Source organism: Streptomyces sp. NPDC001156 (assembly GCF_053598275.1).
Genome location: NZ_JBSFJX010000013.1, coordinates 1 through 15,355, shown reverse-complemented (window position 1 = coordinate 15,355; position 15,355 = coordinate 1). Strand labels below are relative to the sequence as shown.

Genomic DNA, 15,355 nt, shown 5'->3' with positions numbered 1-15,355 from the left:
CGGCCCACTGAGACCACCGGGCATTCAGCCATGCACACACCCATCCTGACCTGCTGTTTATTTACGCGTCAGAGGGGCGGCTGGGCGGGTGCCGGGCCCAGGGTCGTGGTGCCCGGGGCGGTGCGGTGGCCGAGGCCCGTGCGGTAGGCGTCCAGAGCCGCCTCCACCCGGCCGGTGCGGCGCAGCAGATCGCCGAGCAGCCGGCACAGGTCCGCGAGGTCGCCCGCCGCGCCCGCCCGCTCCAGCAGGCTGAGCGCACGCACGTAGTGTTCCTCCGCGGCCTCTGTGTCACGGGCGTCCTCCGCGATGATGCCGAGGAGGCGGTGCGCGGCGGCCGAGTGCACCGCGCCGCGCTCCGGGCCGATGTCGCCGAGGACACCGTGCAGCAGTTCCGCGGCCTCGGCGGACTTCCCGCGCCGGTGCAGCACGTCCGCGAGTTCCACCGCGACCTGGCTGCTGTAGAGGGCGGCCCGCTTCTCCGAGAGCATGGCGAGGGCTTCGCGCAACTCGCCCTCCGCCCGCCCCAGTTCGCCGTTCTGGGCGTAGAGGTAGCCGCGCATCCAGTGGCAGTTGGCCAGCTCGGTGCGGATCTGCAGCTGGCGGTAGAGCTCGGCGGCCTTGGCGAGGGAGGCGTCCGCCTCGGCGACACGGCCCTCGGCGAGGAGCGTGCGGGCCACGGACCGGTGCATACGGGCCACCAGGGCGGGATCCTGGACCTGGGGCGCGAGGGCCAGGGCGAACTCGGCTGCCTGCGCCGCCCGCACGTGCGCGCCCATGTCCATGTACGGGCCTATGGCACTCGCGTAGAGCAGCAGCAGGGCGTCGGGGTCGTGCAGTCCGGAGCGGTTGAGCTCGTCGAGCGTGGACTCCAGCAGGTAGCAGGCGTAACGGAGTTCGCCGGCCAGATAGTGGGAGACGGCACGGCCGCGCAGCGCCGGGGCCCGGCTGGGCAGCGGGGCGTCGGCCAGGCGCTTCTCGGACCGTTCGAAGTAGCGCCGTGCCGTCGCCAGATCGCCGACGTCCAGGGCGCACTCGCCGAGCCCGAGCAGCGCGGCGGCCTCCTCGGCGCCGAGCTCGTTCGCCTCGGCCTCGGCGAGCAGCACGCCGTACTGTTCGGCCGCGGCCTCGGCCTCACCGGTGGCCAGGGTGCGCTGGGCGTCGGTCAGCCTGAGCCGCAGAGCGGTGCCGAGGTGGGCGGGGCGCCCGGTGGCCAGCTCGTCGAAGGCGACACCGAGCCGCTCGGAGAGATGGCGCAGAGCGTCGTCGGAGGGCCGGACGCGCCCGGCCTCCAGGGTGGAGATGTAGGCAGGTGTGTACGCGGGCTCGGCCAACTGTTTCTGGGTCATGCCCCGCTGGCGCCGCAACTGCTGCACCCTGCGCCCGATGGTCTCCGGATCATCTCGCTCCGCCATGGATTAATCATGCCAGTAAGCACAGTAATGAAGCTGCCCTCCTGACCCTTTGTCAATCTTTGCCTTGAGGGCCTGAAGTTTCCCTGACGGCCTTCCCGTCAGGCCGCTTCACCCCCTACGTTAGAAGCGCATTAAGCATGCTTAATCCATCGCTGTAATTGCGAGGTCGGTTGCAGTGCTCGTACGCCCTTCCGTACGCCATGGACGCATATCGCCGCGTTACGCCAGAGGCTTCGCCGCCGCGGTCGTCGCTGTGGCCGCCCTGGTCACGGCGGCCAACGCGGGACCGGCCCGGGCGGCGACACCCCTGCCCGCCGAGCACGTGGCGCACACCCCGCGCTGAGCCGGGCGGCGCCGTACCGGTGGGCGGTCCCTGCGCCTACTCTGGGCCCGTGACCTCCTCCGCCGCACGTACCGCGCTGGACCTCACCGCCGACCTCCCGGTCGCCGGTCTGGAGGACTGCTACCGGGATCTGCACCGCCATCCGGAACTCTCCCTTCGTGAGCACCGAACCGCCGGGAAGCTCGCCGAGCAGCTGCGCAAGGCCGGGTACGAGACCGTCGAAGGCGTCGGCGGCACCGGGGTCGTCGGGGTGTTGCGCAACGGCGACGGTCCCACCGTCCTGCTGCGCGCGGACATGGACGCCCTTCCGGTCGCCGAGGAGACGGGTCTGCCGTACGCCTCCGAGGTGCCGGGTGTCATGCACGCCTGCGGACACGATCTGCATGTCGCCTGGCTGGCGGGCGCCGCCGGGGCGCTGGCCACCGGGCGCGACGCCTGGTCGGGCACCCTGCTGATGGTGGGCCAGCCCGCCGAGGAGACCGGGCAGGGCGCGCAGGCGATGGTCACGGACGGGCTCTACGAGCGCTTCCCGCGCCCCGACGTCCTGCTCGGCCAGCACGCGGCACCGGGTCCGGCCGGGCTCTACGCGCACTCCCCCGGCCTGATCCTGTCCGCGTCGACGGACGTGGACATCGTCGTGCGCGGCCAGGGCGGCCACGGCTCACGTCCCGAGTCGACCGTGGACCCCGTGGTCACGGCCGCCTACCTGGTCACCCGGCTGCAGACCGTCGTCAGCCGGGAGGTCGCCCCGCGCGACTCAGCGGTGCTGACCGTGGGCAGGATCGAGGCGGGCACCCGGCACAACGTCATCCCCTCCGAAGCCCGCATCGCCCTCAACCTGCGCACGCAGTCGATGGCCGTCCGCGACCGCATGATCGCCGCGATCCGGCGCATCGCGGCCGGTGAGTGCCTGGCCGCCGGCTGCCCGCGCGAGCCCGAGGTGATCGTCGGCGCCGACTTCCCGGCCACCGTGAACGACGCCGGCACCGACCGCCGCGTCGCCGCCGTGCACGGCGAGGTGTTCGGCGCGGCGGCGGTCTTCGACCCCGGTCCGGCCATGGGCAGCGAGGACTTCCCGCACCTGGCGCCGGACGGCGTCCCGTACGCGTACTGGTTCGTGACGAGCACCCCGGCCGACGTCTGGGAGGGGGCTCCGGGCGCCGACCTGATGGAGAAGTTCACGGCGGTCCCGAGCAACCACAGCCCCCGCTTCGCGCCCGACACGTCCACGCTCGTCCCCGGCGTACGGACGCTCGTGTCGGGTGCCCTGGCGCATCTGACTGTGGCATGACCTGGCCGGCGACCGCTCACTTCACGCGGCACACGGGCTGACGCCCCGCCCGGCCCCGCACCCTCACGGCTGGCTCTGGAGCTGACGCTGAAGGTGGCGAAGGTGTTCCCGGACGTGGTCGAGGGCGCCTGCGCGCCGTCCCGGCACCCGTTCGCGCAACGCGGCCAGGGCCGGTCCCAGCTCGCGGGCCCGTCCCGCGTCCCGCATGTGGCCCCACTGGTGGTGGGCGCGGTCCACGGCGGCCTCCACCGTCGGATCCCCGGGGCTCCGGCCGGCCGACAGACGGGCGATGGCGACCGCCAGCCAGGTCTCGCAGCTACGGCCTGCCTCGCCCGCGAGCATCGCGAGGTCGGCGCGGACCTCCATCCAGTGCAGCGCCTCCTCCGAGCCCGGTCCGTGTTCTCGCAGGGCGGCCTGCTCCCACTGCGCGGCGAGCGCGTCCGCCTCCGCGTGCCGGCCGTCCTGGACGGCGGCGGTGAGCGCGGCGTGCGGGTCCGGGGGCGCCGGGGCGGCGGCCGGGGGCGGTAGGGGACTGAAGGGTGGAGGCGTGAGCCACATCCGGTGGTGCGTGGGCTGCCCGAGCGTCAGGACGACGTCCCCCGCTGCACCGGCTTCCGTGTGCGCCCGGGTCAGCGCCTGCTCGTGCAGGGCCGCCGGATCGGGGCGGTGGCCGCTGCGCAGCAGGGTCGCCAGGGCCTTCATGTACGCCGGGGACGCCGGCGCCCGGCGTCCCGGCGGCGGGGCCACGCGGCCGTAGAGGGAGACGGCGGGGCCGCAGTCGAGGGGCCCTGTGGGCAGGTGACGCCACATCTCCGCGTCGGCGTGCAGGTCCGCGAACACCGTCGTCGTCCCCGGCGGGCGCAGCCGCAGTTCCTCGCGGATCCAGTGCCAGGGGAAACCGGTGTAGCGGATCGTGGCCGGGGTGGTGCGCGCCAGCGCGAAGTGGGGCAGGTGCTGGCGGTGGTCGAGCTGGAGTTGCCCGGTGAGGAACACCGTCAGCGGGCCGGGGGCGGCCGCCGCGGCCCGCAGCCGGGTGAGGACGGCCTGCGGCTCGACGGGGTCGGCGAGTTCGACCACGTTCGCCGTGTCCGTGCCCGACAGCACCGGCGGGGCGACGGCCGCGAGCGCCGGAAGCACGGAGGCCGCGTCCACCAGACACCCTTTGCCCGCCGGTGACGCCGCGATCAGCAGCGCGGTTCCGGGCATGGTTCCCTCCCCCGATCGATCAGCCACGTCAGCACCGTAACCGCTGCGCCTGCAAAGGTGCGGCGGAGGAGATCCAACACCCCGGTGCTCGGGCTCAGTCGGCGCCGACCGGGCGCCGCCGCACCGCGAAGATCGTCGTGTCGTCGTCCAGGTGCCCGTCGCTGTGGCGCAGCGTGCCGTCCCTGACGAAGTTCACCAGCCGCCCGGGGTCGGCGACATGCGGGTCCTCGGCGACTGCGCGGGCCACCTGGTCCCGCAGCGGGAAGAACTCCCCTTCGGCGTCGCGTGCCTCGCTCACCCCGTCGGTGACCAGCAGCAATGTCTCGTCGTCCGCGAGCGGCACGCGCTGCGCCACCGGCGGGCCCGCGCCCAGTTCGGCGAGGCCGAGCGGCAGCTGCTCACCCGGCGGCAGCGACCGTACGCCGCCGGGGGCGACCACCAGCGGCGGTTCGTGCCCGAAATTGACGATGTCCACGTAGTGGGAGTTGGTCGGCGGGAAGCCGACCAGCAGGGCCGTGGCGAAACGCTCGGTGTCGTCGTGCCGCCCGATCACGATGCGATAGCGCACATGCCGCTGCATCCGGGTCTCCAGCCGCTCGGCGACCGTGGTGAGCAGGGGATCGTGGTACGCCGCCTCGCGGAACGTGCCGAGCAGGGCGGACGCCGCCTCGACCGCGCCCAGTCCCTTGCCCTGGACGTCGCCGAGCAGGACCCGGGTGCCCCGCGGGCCGGGCTGGATGTCGTAGAAGTCGCCGCCGACCCGGGCGACGCTGTCCGCGGCGAGGTAGATCGCGGCGTGGTCGAGACCGCCCCAGGCGGCCGGCAGCGGGCGCAGCACCGCCCGTCGGGTGGTGTCGGCGACGTCCTGCATGTGCAGCATGAGCCGTTCTCCGCGCAGGCGGACCACGCAGGCCAGCACGGCGAGTGCGCTGCCCATGACGACCAGGATGAAATCGGGCAGCCCGGTCCGGTACTGGTGGGGCCAGGCGTGGTCCTCGAGCTCGTAGGTGATGACGGCCAGCACGGCGATGACGGCCGTGCTCCGCAGCCCGCAGATCGCTGCCGCGATACCGGGGACCAGGACGACCCAGGAGATGGTGCGGAAATCGCCGCTCGTCGCCCAGTCGATCCCGGCGATGGCGATGAGCAGCACGAGCGGCGGCACCCAGGCGACACTGCGCCCGCGCACGCGCAGCAGCGACTGCCTGGGGGTCCGGGCACCGGAGACGCCGGGGTGAAGGAGCTGGTCGTGCTCGGGCCCGGCGGGCCGGCCGCGCTCGGGTCGCGCGGGTCCACCGCGCAGGGGTCCGGCGGGCTCGGCCCGGACGGAGGGGCCGGATCCCTTCACCTCCGGGCCGGCGGACCCGTCTTTGGCGGAAGGGGGAGCCGCACTCCTGGCGGGACCCGAACGCCCGGCCGGCGCGGATCTGTTCCGGACGGGGCCCGCCGGCGGGGACTCCTCGGCGACCGAGGGGCCCGTGGGCGAGGCGCCGAGGGCGGTGTGCCCGTGGTCGGGGCCGGCATGGGGGATGCCGGGCCGTGAGATGCCGCGCCACCAACGGCGGACGGCTCCGCCGTCCTCCCCCCGGCCCTGCCGGGTCCGGTCCTGGGGTGATGGCCTGGTGGGCACCGGCGCCGCCGTCCGTCTCCCGGTCAGTGCCCGGCCGGCATGCGGACGCGCACGTGCATGCCCTGGTCCCGTTCGTCGGGGGACGCCATGGTGTGGCCCTCGGCCCTGATCCAGCCTGAGCCGTCGGCCGGGGTGACCTCGGCAGCCGGGGAGTTGCGCGTCCGGCCGAGGGCGGCGACCGCGCGGTGGTGCTCCGGCGCCGCCCGGTGGGCGCACGCCTCGGGGAATCCGGTCTGGTCGCACAGCCCCTGCCCGCGCGCCGCCGGGCGGCCCGTGCCCGTCCGGACCTCACACGCGCCGTGCCGGAGCGAGCGGTTGAAGGCAGGGAAGTGCGCCCTCGGGTCCGAGGCGTCGGCCACCCTGGCAGTCACCCCGGGCATGGGCGCCTGCCCGGACCGGCTGACGGCTGTGACCCGGCTGCCCACCAGCCCTGTCGCCCCGAACAGCACGATCCTCATGGGCCCCAGAGAAACACGGCCCCGTGGGCCGCGCATCCCGACTTGCCAGCCGTCCTGGCCAGGTGTGCGCTGGAATGCGGGGCGAGGAGAGAGGAGCGTTCCCATGGCTGTTGGACCCATACCGGGGACCGGGCGCATACCCGTCACCAGGCCCGAGGGGCCGGTGACGGCCCCTCGTCCGCCCGATGTCCTCGACAGGCGTGCGCACAGGATCGCGCGGATCCTGGGGCCCGTCGCCGTCGGACTCGTCTACGGCTACTGGGCCGCTGCGATCAGACGCGACGCGGGCCCGATCACCGGCTGGAACGTGCTGTTCGGCTTCGTGTCCGTGATCGTGTTCGCGGCACTGTGCATCGGCGTTCTGACGGTGGCGCCGCATCTGCGGCGCGAGGCACGGGCGCTGCTGTGGGCGGTGTTCTCGGGCATCGCGTTCGGCTTCCTGTACAGCCAGACCGATCACACCGTGCTGCGCAGCATCGGGATCTCGCTGGCGGTCGCCGTGGCGGCGTTCGTGTTCGACTACTACCGGTACTACACGCACGAGGAACAGGTGAGAGAGCCCTGGCCGGCCGTCTGACCGTCGGCCGGCTCCCGTTCCGGCGCACGAGGCCCCGGCCGTCGGCACACGCCGACACCGGGGCCTCATGCGTCTCCCTCACTCACCCGTCACCCGGGATGTGCTCCCGGGAGCCGGTCGAGGAGCCCGAGTCGTCTCTCCCCACCACCAGATAACACCCCTTCGGGTGAACCCTCCACCGGAGGGCGCGATCACGAGATCGCGGACCCGACCCACTCGGAGCGCCCTGCATTCACCCATCGGATTGTCATATCCACCCATTTGCAGGCAAGCCGCTCGCCGATCGCCGAAGGACACGCTTCTCTGGTGACGTGTCCCGACATGCCCGGAGCGTGCTCTCCGCCGTCCTGGTCGGCCTCGCGTGCCTGCTCGTGCCGCTGGGCGTACTTGCCACGTGGGCGAAGTACGGCATCGAGGACGGCGCCCGCTACGCCGCCACCACCGCGCCGCTCGCCTCGGACTCCCAGGTGCAGGACGCCATCGCCGCCGCCGTCACCGAAGGCATCATGCGCGAGGTCCACGTCGGCCCGCCCCTTCAGGGTTCGGTCCACTCCTTCGTCCATGACGCTGTCCGCTCGTTCACCTCCACCGAGGCCTTCCGCACCGCCTGGGACACCGCGAACCTCACCGCCCACGACGCCGTGATGCGCGCCCTGCGCGACGACGGCGACATGCCCGTCACCATCGACCTCGCACCCGCCACCGAGCGCATGAAGCGGCAACTCGCCGACCAGCATGTGCCGTTCGCGGGCCGCATCCCGGTCACGCACACGGAGATCACCCTGCTGCAGTCGAAGGACCTGACGAACCTCCGGAAGGGGTTCCACGTGCTCGAGATCACCGGTTTCTGGCTGCCCGTCGCGGCGGTCGTCTCCGCGGTGGCCGGCATCCTGGTCTCGGTGTGCCGCCGCCGCGCCGTGCTGGCGACCGGGCTCGGCACGGCGCTGGGTGCGGCACTGCTCGCCATCGCGATCGCGGTGGGCCGGCGGATGACGCTGAGGGACCTTCCCGCGGATGTCTCCCACCCGGCGGCGGGCGCGGTGTACGACGCGCTCACCGAGACTCTGCGCATGGCCGCCTGGGTGCTGATGGCGCTCGGTCTCACGGTCGCGCTCGCCGCCTGGCTCACGGGCCTGTACGCGCGACGCCGGCGAGCGTCCGAAGCGCCCCCGCAAGCAGCGACGGAGGAACCGACGCAAGTCCGAGCCTGACGCAGTCCGCGGCCTCGCCCTCCGACCCGCTCCGGCCGACCGCGAAGGCGGGTCCCGGTGTCACCGCTATCCCGCGCTGCGCCGCGGCGGCCGTGAAGACGTCGGCGCGCCACGGCCGCGGCAGTTCCCACCAGGCGAAGTACGCACGCGGATCGGCCCGTACGGCGAAGCCGTCGAGGTGCTCGGCGACCAGCCGCTGACGCGCCCGGGCGTCTTCGCGCTTGGCGGCCACCAGCCGCGCCACGGTTCCGTTCCCGATCCACCGCACCGCCGCCTCCAGCGCGAACCGCCCGGCCGTCCACCCGCCCGAGCGCAGCGCCCCGGCCGCCTTCTCGCCGTGGCCTTCGGGCACCACCAGGAATCCGGCGGTGAGGCCTGGCGCGACGCGCTTGGACAGCCCGTCGACGACGTACGTGCGTTCGGGCGCGTATGCCGCGAGAGGTTCGCCGCCCTCGTCCCCGCACAGGAAGGACCAGATGCGGTCCTCGACGACCGGGAGGCCCGCCTCGCGCAGGACGCCGGCGAGCAGTCCCCTCCGCTCCCGTCCCGCCGTGACCGACGTCGGATTGTGCAGGGTCGGCTGCACGTACACCGCGGACAGGGGCAGCGAGCGGTGCGCGGCGGCGAGCGCGTCCGGGCGCAGGCCCTCCTCGTCGGTGGCGATCGGCACCAGCACGATGCCGAGGCGCGCCGCGATCTCCTTGACCAGCGGATACGTCAGCCGTTCCACGCCGACCCGGCCACCGGGCGGTACCAGGGCCGCGAGGGCGCCCGCGACGGCCTGCCGTGCGTTGCCGGCGAACAGCAGCCGGTCCGGGTCCGGACGCCAGCTCGCGGTGGCGAGGAGGCCCGCGGCGGCCTCGCGCGCGTCGGGTGTTCCGGCGGCGGCCGCCGTGCGGGTGGCCTCGGCGAGGACGTCCGGCCGCAGCAGCGGTGCGAGCCCGGCCGACAGCAGCTCCGACTGGCCGGGCGCGGAAGGGTAGTTGAGCTCCAGGTTGACGGGTGCCGTGGTCGCCGGCTCGGCGAGCGCGCGGCCCGTCGGCACCGGCGAGGCCCGTACGAAGGTGCCCCGGCCGACCTCGCCGACCACGAGGCCGCGCCGTACGAGTTCGCCGTACACCCGCCCCGCCGTCGACGGGGCCAACCCGTGCCGGCGTGCGAACGCCCTTTGCGGAGGCAGACGTTGACCGGGTCGTAGCCGTCCCGCGGCGATGTCCGCGGCGATCCGGTCGGCTATGTGCCGGTAGTCCTGCACGATTCCGCTCCCCCTTCGATTGCACCGAGAGCAAAGACCTTATTGCACCGATCAGTTGGCGGCCCCTAGGGTCGGAGCCATGGCACCCTTCCTCGCATACGTGGACAAAGGCGCCGGTACCGACCGGCTGCCGCTCGTCCTCGTCCACGGCCACCCCTTCGACCGCACGATGTGGGCACCGCAGCTTGCGGAGTTCCCCCGTACGCGCCGCGTCATCGTGCCGGATCTGCGGGGCTACGGCGCCTCCCCGGTCGTCCCCGGTGTGACCCCGCTGCCGGTGTTCGCCGACGACCTCGCGCACCTCCTCGACGCACTGGGCGTCGACCGCTTCGTGCTCGCCGGACTGTCCATGGGCGGCCAGATAGCCATGGAGTGCTGGTCGCGGTTCCCGGAGCGGATCGCCGGTCTCGTGCTCGCGGACACCTCCCCGGCGGCGGAGACCGAGGAGGGCAGGCGGGCCCGGTCCGACATGGCCGACCGACTGCCGCGCGAGGGCATGCGCGGGTACGCCGACGAGGTGCTGTACCGGATGGTCGCGCCGTCCGCGGACCCGGAGGTGGCGGCGCACGTCCACCGCATGATGACGTCGACGCCCCCTGAGGGCGCGGCCGCGGCCCTGCGCGGCAGGGCGCTGCGCCCCGACTACCGCCCCCTGCTCCCCGCCGTCACGGTCCCGGCCCTGGTGGTGGTCGGCGAGGAGGACACCTACACGCCCGTCCCGGACGCACGCGCCCTGCACGCGGCCCTCCCCGATGCGACGCTCCGGGTGGTCGCCGGCGCCGCGCACCTGCCCAACCTGGAACGGCCGGCCGAGTTCAACCAGGCCCTGGAGGAGTTCCTGAAGCGCGTGGACACCTGACGCACCGGGGCGCCGGCCGTCACCCGTTCGGCCCCGTTCCCCCTGCGCGGCTCCCCCTCCCGGGCGAACCTGCGGATGAACGTCCCGTCCCCGAGGAGGCGACCCCATGGTCCAGCACACCACACGCACCGCGCCGCCCCCGAAGCGTACGGCGTGGGCGACCGGCGGCACGGCGTTCGCCGGGGTCCTGATGATGGTCGGAGGAGTGGTGGGCGTGCTGAACGGCATCGCGGGCATCGCCACCAACAACGTCTACGTCCGCGTCGGCAACTACGTCTACCAGTTCAGCCTCACCACCTGGGGCTGGATCCACCTGGTCGTCGGAGCCCTGCTCATGATCACGGGCTGGGGAGTGCTCCAGGGCATGGAGTGGGCGCGCTGGATGGGCGTGGGCCTGGCCGCCCTCTACATGATCCTTTACTTCATGTTCCTGCCGTACGCCCCGGTCTGGTCGTTCATCGCCATCGCGATCGGCGGGTTCGTGATCTGGTCCCTGGTGACGGGAGACCGCGCCGAGCCGGCACCGTAGCCCGTTCGGGGGCGCGGCCGTCCCCCTTCGGCGGCGTACCGGCGACCCTCTCCACGCCGCCCTCGTCTTCGAGGGAGGATTCGGGCACCGGGTCCACCGAGGGGAAGGCGGCGGTACGTGGAGACTGCGACCGCGAAGCGGATCGGGCAGACCGAGGTCCCGCACCGGTCCCGAGGACGGGGCGCGGGATCCTGGGCGGCCGGACTGCTCCTCGCCGGAGTGAGCGTGGTGGTCGGCTGCCGGGCCGCCGACACCGACGCGCTCACGCCCGTACCGCAACTGCTCGCCTTTCTGCCCTGGCTGCTCGCCCCCACCGCCCTGGCCCTCCTGCTCGCCCTGCTCGCGCGCTGGCGCACCGGCATGCTCTGGGCCGTCCTCGTCCTCGCCGCGCTCGCCTGGTACAGCGAGCCGTACGGCAGGGCGGACGAGTCCTCCGGCACCCCGCTCGCCGAACTGCGGGTGCTGACCTCCAACGTCGAGTTCGGCCGCGGCACCGACTCCCTCGCGCCCGCCATCCGCCGCGAGCGCCCCGACCTCGTGTTCGTCGAGGAGTGCGAGTACCGCTGCTCCGCCACCCTGCAGCACGCCTTCGGCGGCCCGGCCGGCCCCTACCCCTACCGGCAGGCCGTGGAGGGCGCCGGTTCGGACGGGTCGCTCATCCTCAGCCGGTTCCCGCTGAAGGCCGCGCCCGGCGTGCCCGGCACCATGGGCATGCCCGGAGCCGTCGCCGATGTGCACGGCCGCGCCGTACGCGTCCAGCTCGCCCACCCCATGCCCCCGCTCCCCGGCCAGGTCTCCCTCTGGCGCCACGAACTGGGGAAGCTGCGCGCCTACGCGGCGGCCGACGGCGACACGCCCACCATCGTGGCCGGAGACTTCAACGCCTCCCAGGACCACGCCGCCTTCCGCCGCATCCTCGGCACAGGTCTGCACGACGGAGCCCGTCTCGCCGACGACGCGCGCATCCCCTCCTGGCCCGCCAGGACCGCCCCGCCGTTCGGCACCCAGATCGACCATGTCCTCCTCTCGCGGGACTTCTCCGTGAACTCGGCCCGCTTCCTGGACATCGCCGACACCGACCACCGGGCGCTGATCGTGGACATCACCCTCCGTCGGCGCACGACCTAATACTGCAATCACAGTTGCAGTATTAGTGCTGTGAGTTCGAGATCCGTCGCTGATCGGGTCATGGGGCGTCCGGAGCCGAAGTTGGCCGGGTTGTTGTGTGCGGGATCACGAGCGGCAGGTGCTGTGGTGGTGGGTGACAGCTTCCTCGACCCGCAGGTCCTCGCGCCGCGGTCGCGGATCGTGCAGGCGTGCCCCGCAGTTGATGCGGGCGGCCTGTCCCGGTCGGCGAGTTCGGTGGCCCCGGCTGAGCACGGCGACAGTCTCCAAGTGTCGTGCCCGCTTCCTTAGCGAGGTCCTCGGGGGACCGGCAGGACAGTTGCCGGGGAAAGGATTCGGTGAGGTCGTTCTTCCGAGGGGCAGGCCCAAGCCGGACGCAGCCGAGACGGCACCGACGGCTTTCGTGCGCTCGTCGGTCCGCGCCGATGTTGTTCGGTGCGAAGCGCGGAGGCCACGCCGACGCGCAACACGACATGCGGCCGCCGCAACCCTCGCGGCTTCCCCCTGCCACACGTGCCGCCCCCACCCACACAACAAACAGACAGGGAGGCAAGGGGAGAAGGAAGAGGGTTGTCGGGCTCCCGACCATGGCCCGACAGGCATGGTGATCTGCGGCTTCGCAACCTAGGCGCTGCAGGGTGTGGGCGGCAGTCGGCGGGGTTGTCGGGCGGGATGCCAACCCTGTCGGGAGCGCTGTTGTCGCATTGTGACCGTGGTCGGGGCTTCCTGGTCGGTGGTCTGGTCGGGGCTGACTGCTGCTCTGTCCGGTACGCGCGGCGCCGGGCAGGACGGCGTCGCACCGTAGGGGAGGTGGAGCAGCCGATGATGACGAACGTGGATGCGGGCAGTGGTGACCGGTTGGCGCTGGCGGTGCTGACGCAGTACCGGATGGCCACCACTGAGCAGATGCACCGGATACTCGCCCCCGAGGTGCGCATCGAGCAGACCCGGCGGCGGCTGGCCAAGCTGTGTGCCGAGGGGCTGGTCGACCGCATCACGCTGCCGCAAGCCGGACGACTGAGGGTGTGGTTCTCCACCCAGTACGGCGTGCAGGTCGCCTCCGAGTGGCCGGAGCTGCGAGGGCGTCGGCCGCCGAAGACGGTGTCGGATCGAACCGCCGCGCGGTTGAGGCTGGCACACGCGCTGGTGGTGACCGAGACCGGGCTCTCCTTTGTCCAGGACGCCCGCCGCCACAACGAGGTGTGCCGACCGCTGGACTGGATGCCCGAGGTCTACCACCCGCTCGGAAGCGGTGAGGCCGTCATCCCCGACGCCCTGTTGTTCTACCGGCGCGGCAGGGAAGGCGGCGACGGTGCAATGCTGCGGGCATTCGTGGAGGTGGACCGGGCGACCATGGGCCCGGAGCGCCTGGCTGCGAAGCTCACTGCCTACGCCCGCCTCCATCGCTACACGCCCGCGCCCCTCGGACGGCGCCAGCCTGCCGAGCCGCTGCAGGAGGACTGGCGGCGGCACTACCCGCTCTTTCCACGGCTGCTGTTCGTCCTCGACGGCACCGGTCCCGCTGGTGTCGGGACCCGCATCAGAGCCCTGCGCGCGGCCGCCGCCAACTGGCCGGTGTCCGCCTTCCTCGGCGAGGTCCCCGCCCTGGCTGCACCACTGACCGATCTCCTCCAACACGGCCCGTCAGCGCCCGTATGGCGCCCCGTCCAGGACCCCGACCAGAGAGCCAGCTGGATGCAGTAGCCGGCCCACGCAGCGGCTGCGCACACCCGACCATGGGCCCGACCACAGCAGGTCACGGCGTTGCGCACCCAAGTACGCAGGGGCAGGCATTGCGCAGCCACCGCCCCGTCCTGCGCAGTCGCCGTCACGGGATTGCGCAGGACGGGCGCAAGCCAGAAGCAGTGAGGCAGGTGTGAACAGCCAAAAGCCTTTACGAAGTTGAGGCTCGAGTTACCACCGATGGCTCGTGCTGTCAGGGTTTCGCAAATCTGACGTGGTCAGCTGCCGCCGGTCGGCAGCGAGTCAGCGACGAAGGTGCCCAACCCGACTTCCCCGCGCGTGTACCCCTGCTCCCGCACGTGCCGCATGGCCTTGGCTGCTGTGGCATTGACTACACCGAACTCTTGTGCGATTTCCAGCGTGCTGGGTACTCGGCTACCAAGCGGATAGGTGCCACTTTCAATGCGTCGGATGATCTCCGCCGCAATCTGCCTCCACAGCGGGCGCGTGCGGTCAAGTTCCATGATCCGATCGTGGGTGACCGCAGGTTTCCATGCATCCGTAGATAACTGCAGACAACCACGAGTACTGTTGGCCAAAGAAAGAAAACGCCCCCAGGACGGCCGGGCAAGGGCCGCTTCCCAGGGGCTAACGGAACATAGGAGGTTCCGCTATGCGCACTCTATTTGCGCTGCGCCTCGCATTGGTCATGGCCGCCCGAAAGCACTGGCCCGAACCGATTCGGGAGATTCGGCAGCCGGAATCCGTACCCATCCGCCGCCGCAGGCTCCAAGAGTCAGCCCAACTGGTGAGCGAAGAGGCGGCGCTTATCCGGCCGTACGTGATCGCATGGGAGCGGGAGCAAGAACGGCGTCGACAGCGCGAGAGGCGACAGGCGGCCCTACTGCCGAGGGTGGGCCAGACCTTCGCCAGGGGTGCCGCATGATCGAGCCGACTCGCTACCCGCAAGCACCGGTTGAGCTACCCCTAGACGATTGGCTGTACGAAGCGCATCCCTTTACCGGTTGCGCAACGTGCGAAGAAGCGTCCACCGCGCTGGCCGCCGCCAAGCGAGCCGGAAAGGCGTGGGCACGATTCGACGCAGCGCGGACGATTCGCAGGCATCCGCACGGCCGAACCACCGCAACCTCATGAACAGGCCGACCGACCTTTCCTCGCTGGAAGCCGCCGCTGCGCTGTTGGTCCTCGTGCGAGCCGTCCTGGACAGCGAGACCGAGCCCACGGCCGATGAGTTAGCTGTGTTCCTGCGGCCGGTCACTGACGCGCTGGAGGACGTGCTCTCGGTGGCCACGCGCCGCGCCTAGCTCACGTCCACGGATGTGGTGTGCGGCTGAGGGCGAGTGGCCGGCCCAGGTCTGCTTCCACACCTGTGGCAGGAGCGCGGTAAAAGCCAGCGAGTGGCCTCCAGTGGTCGGCGGCAACAGGAATCGCTGGTGGAGCTGTCGATGCCCTGGGGCATCCCGTCACTCGCGGCCAAGGGGGCGGTGCCAGCCGGGCGCCGCCCCCCTTGGCCCCCGTCAGGGGTCCGACCCGAGGGGTTGGGAGCTGTTCGGTTTCGGATGTGCAGGAGTGTGTGTGAGTGAGCCTTTCCCGGTAACCGACGGTCGCTGAGGGTGATCGCCTTCGGGAGTCTCGTGGTGCGCTCCCAACTCTGGGCAGGCGTAAGGCCCCTGGTAGGAACGATCTTGCGACAGAAAGATCCGACCGAGGGGCCTCACGTGCCGACCAGTGTCACATACACCGCCGTGCTCGATG

At 72.2% G+C, this 15,355-nt stretch carries 15 protein-coding genes; 9 read left to right on the top strand and 6 right to left on the bottom strand.

Annotation, left to right across the window (positions count from 1 at the left end; all coding sequences use genetic code 11):
* Positions 1-68: 68 nt before the first annotated feature.
* Positions 69-1,412, bottom strand: a complete 1,344-nt coding sequence (locus ACWDA7_RS09595; protein WP_450603587.1) for a helix-turn-helix domain-containing protein — start codon at positions 1,410-1,412, stop codon at positions 69-71.
* 175 nt (positions 1,413-1,587) lie between these two features.
* On the opposite strand from ACWDA7_RS09595, the gene ACWDA7_RS09590 reads away from it, so the two are divergent.
* Positions 1,588-1,755 (top strand): hypothetical protein, encoded by a 168-nt coding sequence (locus tag ACWDA7_RS09590; protein WP_359402884.1) that lies wholly within the window; start codon positions 1,588-1,590, stop codon positions 1,753-1,755.
* A gap of 49 nt (positions 1,756-1,804) precedes the next feature.
* The gene (locus ACWDA7_RS09585; protein ID WP_450603586.1) at positions 1,805-3,046 is read left to right on the top strand and encodes an amidohydrolase; all 1,242 of its coding nucleotides are present in this window, start codon (positions 1,805-1,807) and stop codon (positions 3,044-3,046) included.
* 63 nt (positions 3,047-3,109) lie between these two features.
* On the opposite strand, the gene ACWDA7_RS09580 is transcribed toward ACWDA7_RS09585, so the two are convergent.
* The 3 genes from ACWDA7_RS09580 to ACWDA7_RS09570 form a co-directional block, all read right to left on the bottom strand.
* Entirely contained in the window at positions 3,110-4,252 is a 1,143-nt protein-coding gene (locus ACWDA7_RS09580) for a hypothetical protein (protein ID WP_450603585.1), read from the bottom strand.
* A gap of 94 nt (positions 4,253-4,346) precedes the next feature.
* The gene (locus ACWDA7_RS09575) at positions 4,347-5,600 is read right to left on the bottom strand and encodes a PP2C family protein-serine/threonine phosphatase (RefSeq protein WP_450603584.1); all 1,254 of its coding nucleotides are present in this window, start codon (positions 5,598-5,600) and stop codon (positions 4,347-4,349) included.
* 305 nt (positions 5,601-5,905) lie between these two features.
* A complete protein-coding gene (locus ACWDA7_RS09570) occupies positions 5,906-6,340 on the bottom strand; it encodes a hypothetical protein (RefSeq protein ID WP_450603583.1) in 435 nt (144 codons plus the stop codon).
* Between the two features lie 103 nt (positions 6,341-6,443).
* Between ACWDA7_RS09570 and ACWDA7_RS09565 the strand changes: the two genes are divergently transcribed.
* Both ACWDA7_RS09565 and ACWDA7_RS09560 read left to right on the top strand, forming a co-directional pair.
* Positions 6,444-6,917 carry a hypothetical protein gene (locus ACWDA7_RS09565; protein WP_450603582.1) on the top strand — a complete coding sequence of 158 codons (474 nt, stop codon included), beginning with the start codon at positions 6,444-6,446 and terminating at the stop codon, positions 6,915-6,917.
* 311 nt (positions 6,918-7,228) lie between these two features.
* Positions 7,229-8,128, top strand: a complete 900-nt coding sequence (locus ACWDA7_RS09560; protein ID WP_450603581.1) for a hypothetical protein — start codon at positions 7,229-7,231, stop codon at positions 8,126-8,128.
* On the opposite strand, the gene ACWDA7_RS09555 is transcribed toward ACWDA7_RS09560, so the two are convergent.
* Positions 8,043-9,383, bottom strand: coding sequence for an aminotransferase-like domain-containing protein (locus ACWDA7_RS09555; RefSeq protein ID WP_450603580.1), 1,341 nt, complete (start codon positions 9,381-9,383; stop codon positions 8,043-8,045). The two genes, ACWDA7_RS09560 and ACWDA7_RS09555, sit on opposite strands and share 86 nt — an antisense overlap.
* 79 nt (positions 9,384-9,462) lie before the next feature.
* On the opposite strand from ACWDA7_RS09555, the gene ACWDA7_RS09550 reads away from it, so the two are divergent.
* The 4 genes from ACWDA7_RS09550 (at position 9,463) to ACWDA7_RS09535 (ending at position 13,600) form a co-directional block, all read left to right on the top strand.
* Complete coding sequence (locus tag ACWDA7_RS09550; RefSeq protein ID WP_450603579.1) at positions 9,463-10,242, top strand: alpha/beta fold hydrolase; 780 nt, start codon at positions 9,463-9,465, stop codon at positions 10,240-10,242.
* A 106-nt stretch (positions 10,243-10,348) separates the two neighbouring features.
* Complete coding sequence (locus ACWDA7_RS09545) at positions 10,349-10,771, top strand: DUF7144 family membrane protein (RefSeq protein ID WP_450603578.1); 423 nt, start codon at positions 10,349-10,351, stop codon at positions 10,769-10,771.
* Between the two features lie 117 nt (positions 10,772-10,888).
* On the top strand, positions 10,889-11,899 hold the full coding sequence (locus ACWDA7_RS09540; protein ID WP_450603577.1) for an endonuclease/exonuclease/phosphatase family protein: 1,011 nt from the start codon (positions 10,889-10,891) through the stop codon (positions 11,897-11,899).
* A gap of 819 nt (positions 11,900-12,718) precedes the next feature.
* Complete coding sequence (locus tag ACWDA7_RS09535) at positions 12,719-13,600, top strand: replication-relaxation family protein (protein ID WP_450603576.1); 882 nt, start codon at positions 12,719-12,721, stop codon at positions 13,598-13,600.
* Between the two features lie 257 nt (positions 13,601-13,857).
* Here ACWDA7_RS09535 and ACWDA7_RS09530 read toward each other — a convergent pair whose 3' ends face one another.
* The gene (locus ACWDA7_RS09530) at positions 13,858-14,103 is read right to left on the bottom strand and encodes a GntR family transcriptional regulator (protein WP_450603575.1); all 246 of its coding nucleotides are present in this window, start codon (positions 14,101-14,103) and stop codon (positions 13,858-13,860) included.
* 561 nt (positions 14,104-14,664) lie between these two features.
* Between ACWDA7_RS09530 and ACWDA7_RS09525 the strand changes: the two genes are divergently transcribed.
* Positions 14,665-14,904 carry a hypothetical protein gene (locus tag ACWDA7_RS09525; protein WP_450603574.1) on the top strand — a complete coding sequence of 80 codons (240 nt, stop codon included), beginning with the start codon at positions 14,665-14,667 and terminating at the stop codon, positions 14,902-14,904.
* Positions 14,905-15,355: the final 451 nt, after the last annotated feature.

What these genes read in the sequence shown, in the direction of transcription:
- ACWDA7_RS09595 (WP_450603587.1), bottom strand. Translation starts at nt 1,412, where the DNA reads ATGGCGGAGCGAGATGATCCGGAGACCATCGGGCGCAGGGTGCAGCAG.
- ACWDA7_RS09580 (WP_450603585.1), bottom strand. Translation starts at nt 4,252, where the DNA reads ATGCCCGGAACCGCGCTGCTGATCGCGGCGTCACCGGCGGGCAAAGGG.
- ACWDA7_RS09570 (WP_450603583.1), bottom strand. Translation starts at nt 6,340, where the DNA reads ATGAGGATCGTGCTGTTCGGGGCGACAGGGCTGGTGGGCAGCCGGGTC.
- ACWDA7_RS09565 (WP_450603582.1), top strand. Translation starts at nt 6,444, where the DNA reads ATGGCTGTTGGACCCATACCGGGGACCGGGCGCATACCCGTCACCAGG.
- ACWDA7_RS09550 (WP_450603579.1), top strand. Translation starts at nt 9,463, where the DNA reads ATGGCACCCTTCCTCGCATACGTGGACAAAGGCGCCGGTACCGACCGG.
- ACWDA7_RS09545 (WP_450603578.1), top strand. Translation starts at nt 10,349, where the DNA reads ATGGTCCAGCACACCACACGCACCGCGCCGCCCCCGAAGCGTACGGCG.
- ACWDA7_RS09535 (WP_450603576.1), top strand. Translation starts at nt 12,719, where the DNA reads ATGATGACGAACGTGGATGCGGGCAGTGGTGACCGGTTGGCGCTGGCG.
- ACWDA7_RS09530 (WP_450603575.1), bottom strand. Translation starts at nt 14,103, where the DNA reads ATGGAACTTGACCGCACGCGCCCGCTGTGGAGGCAGATTGCGGCGGAG.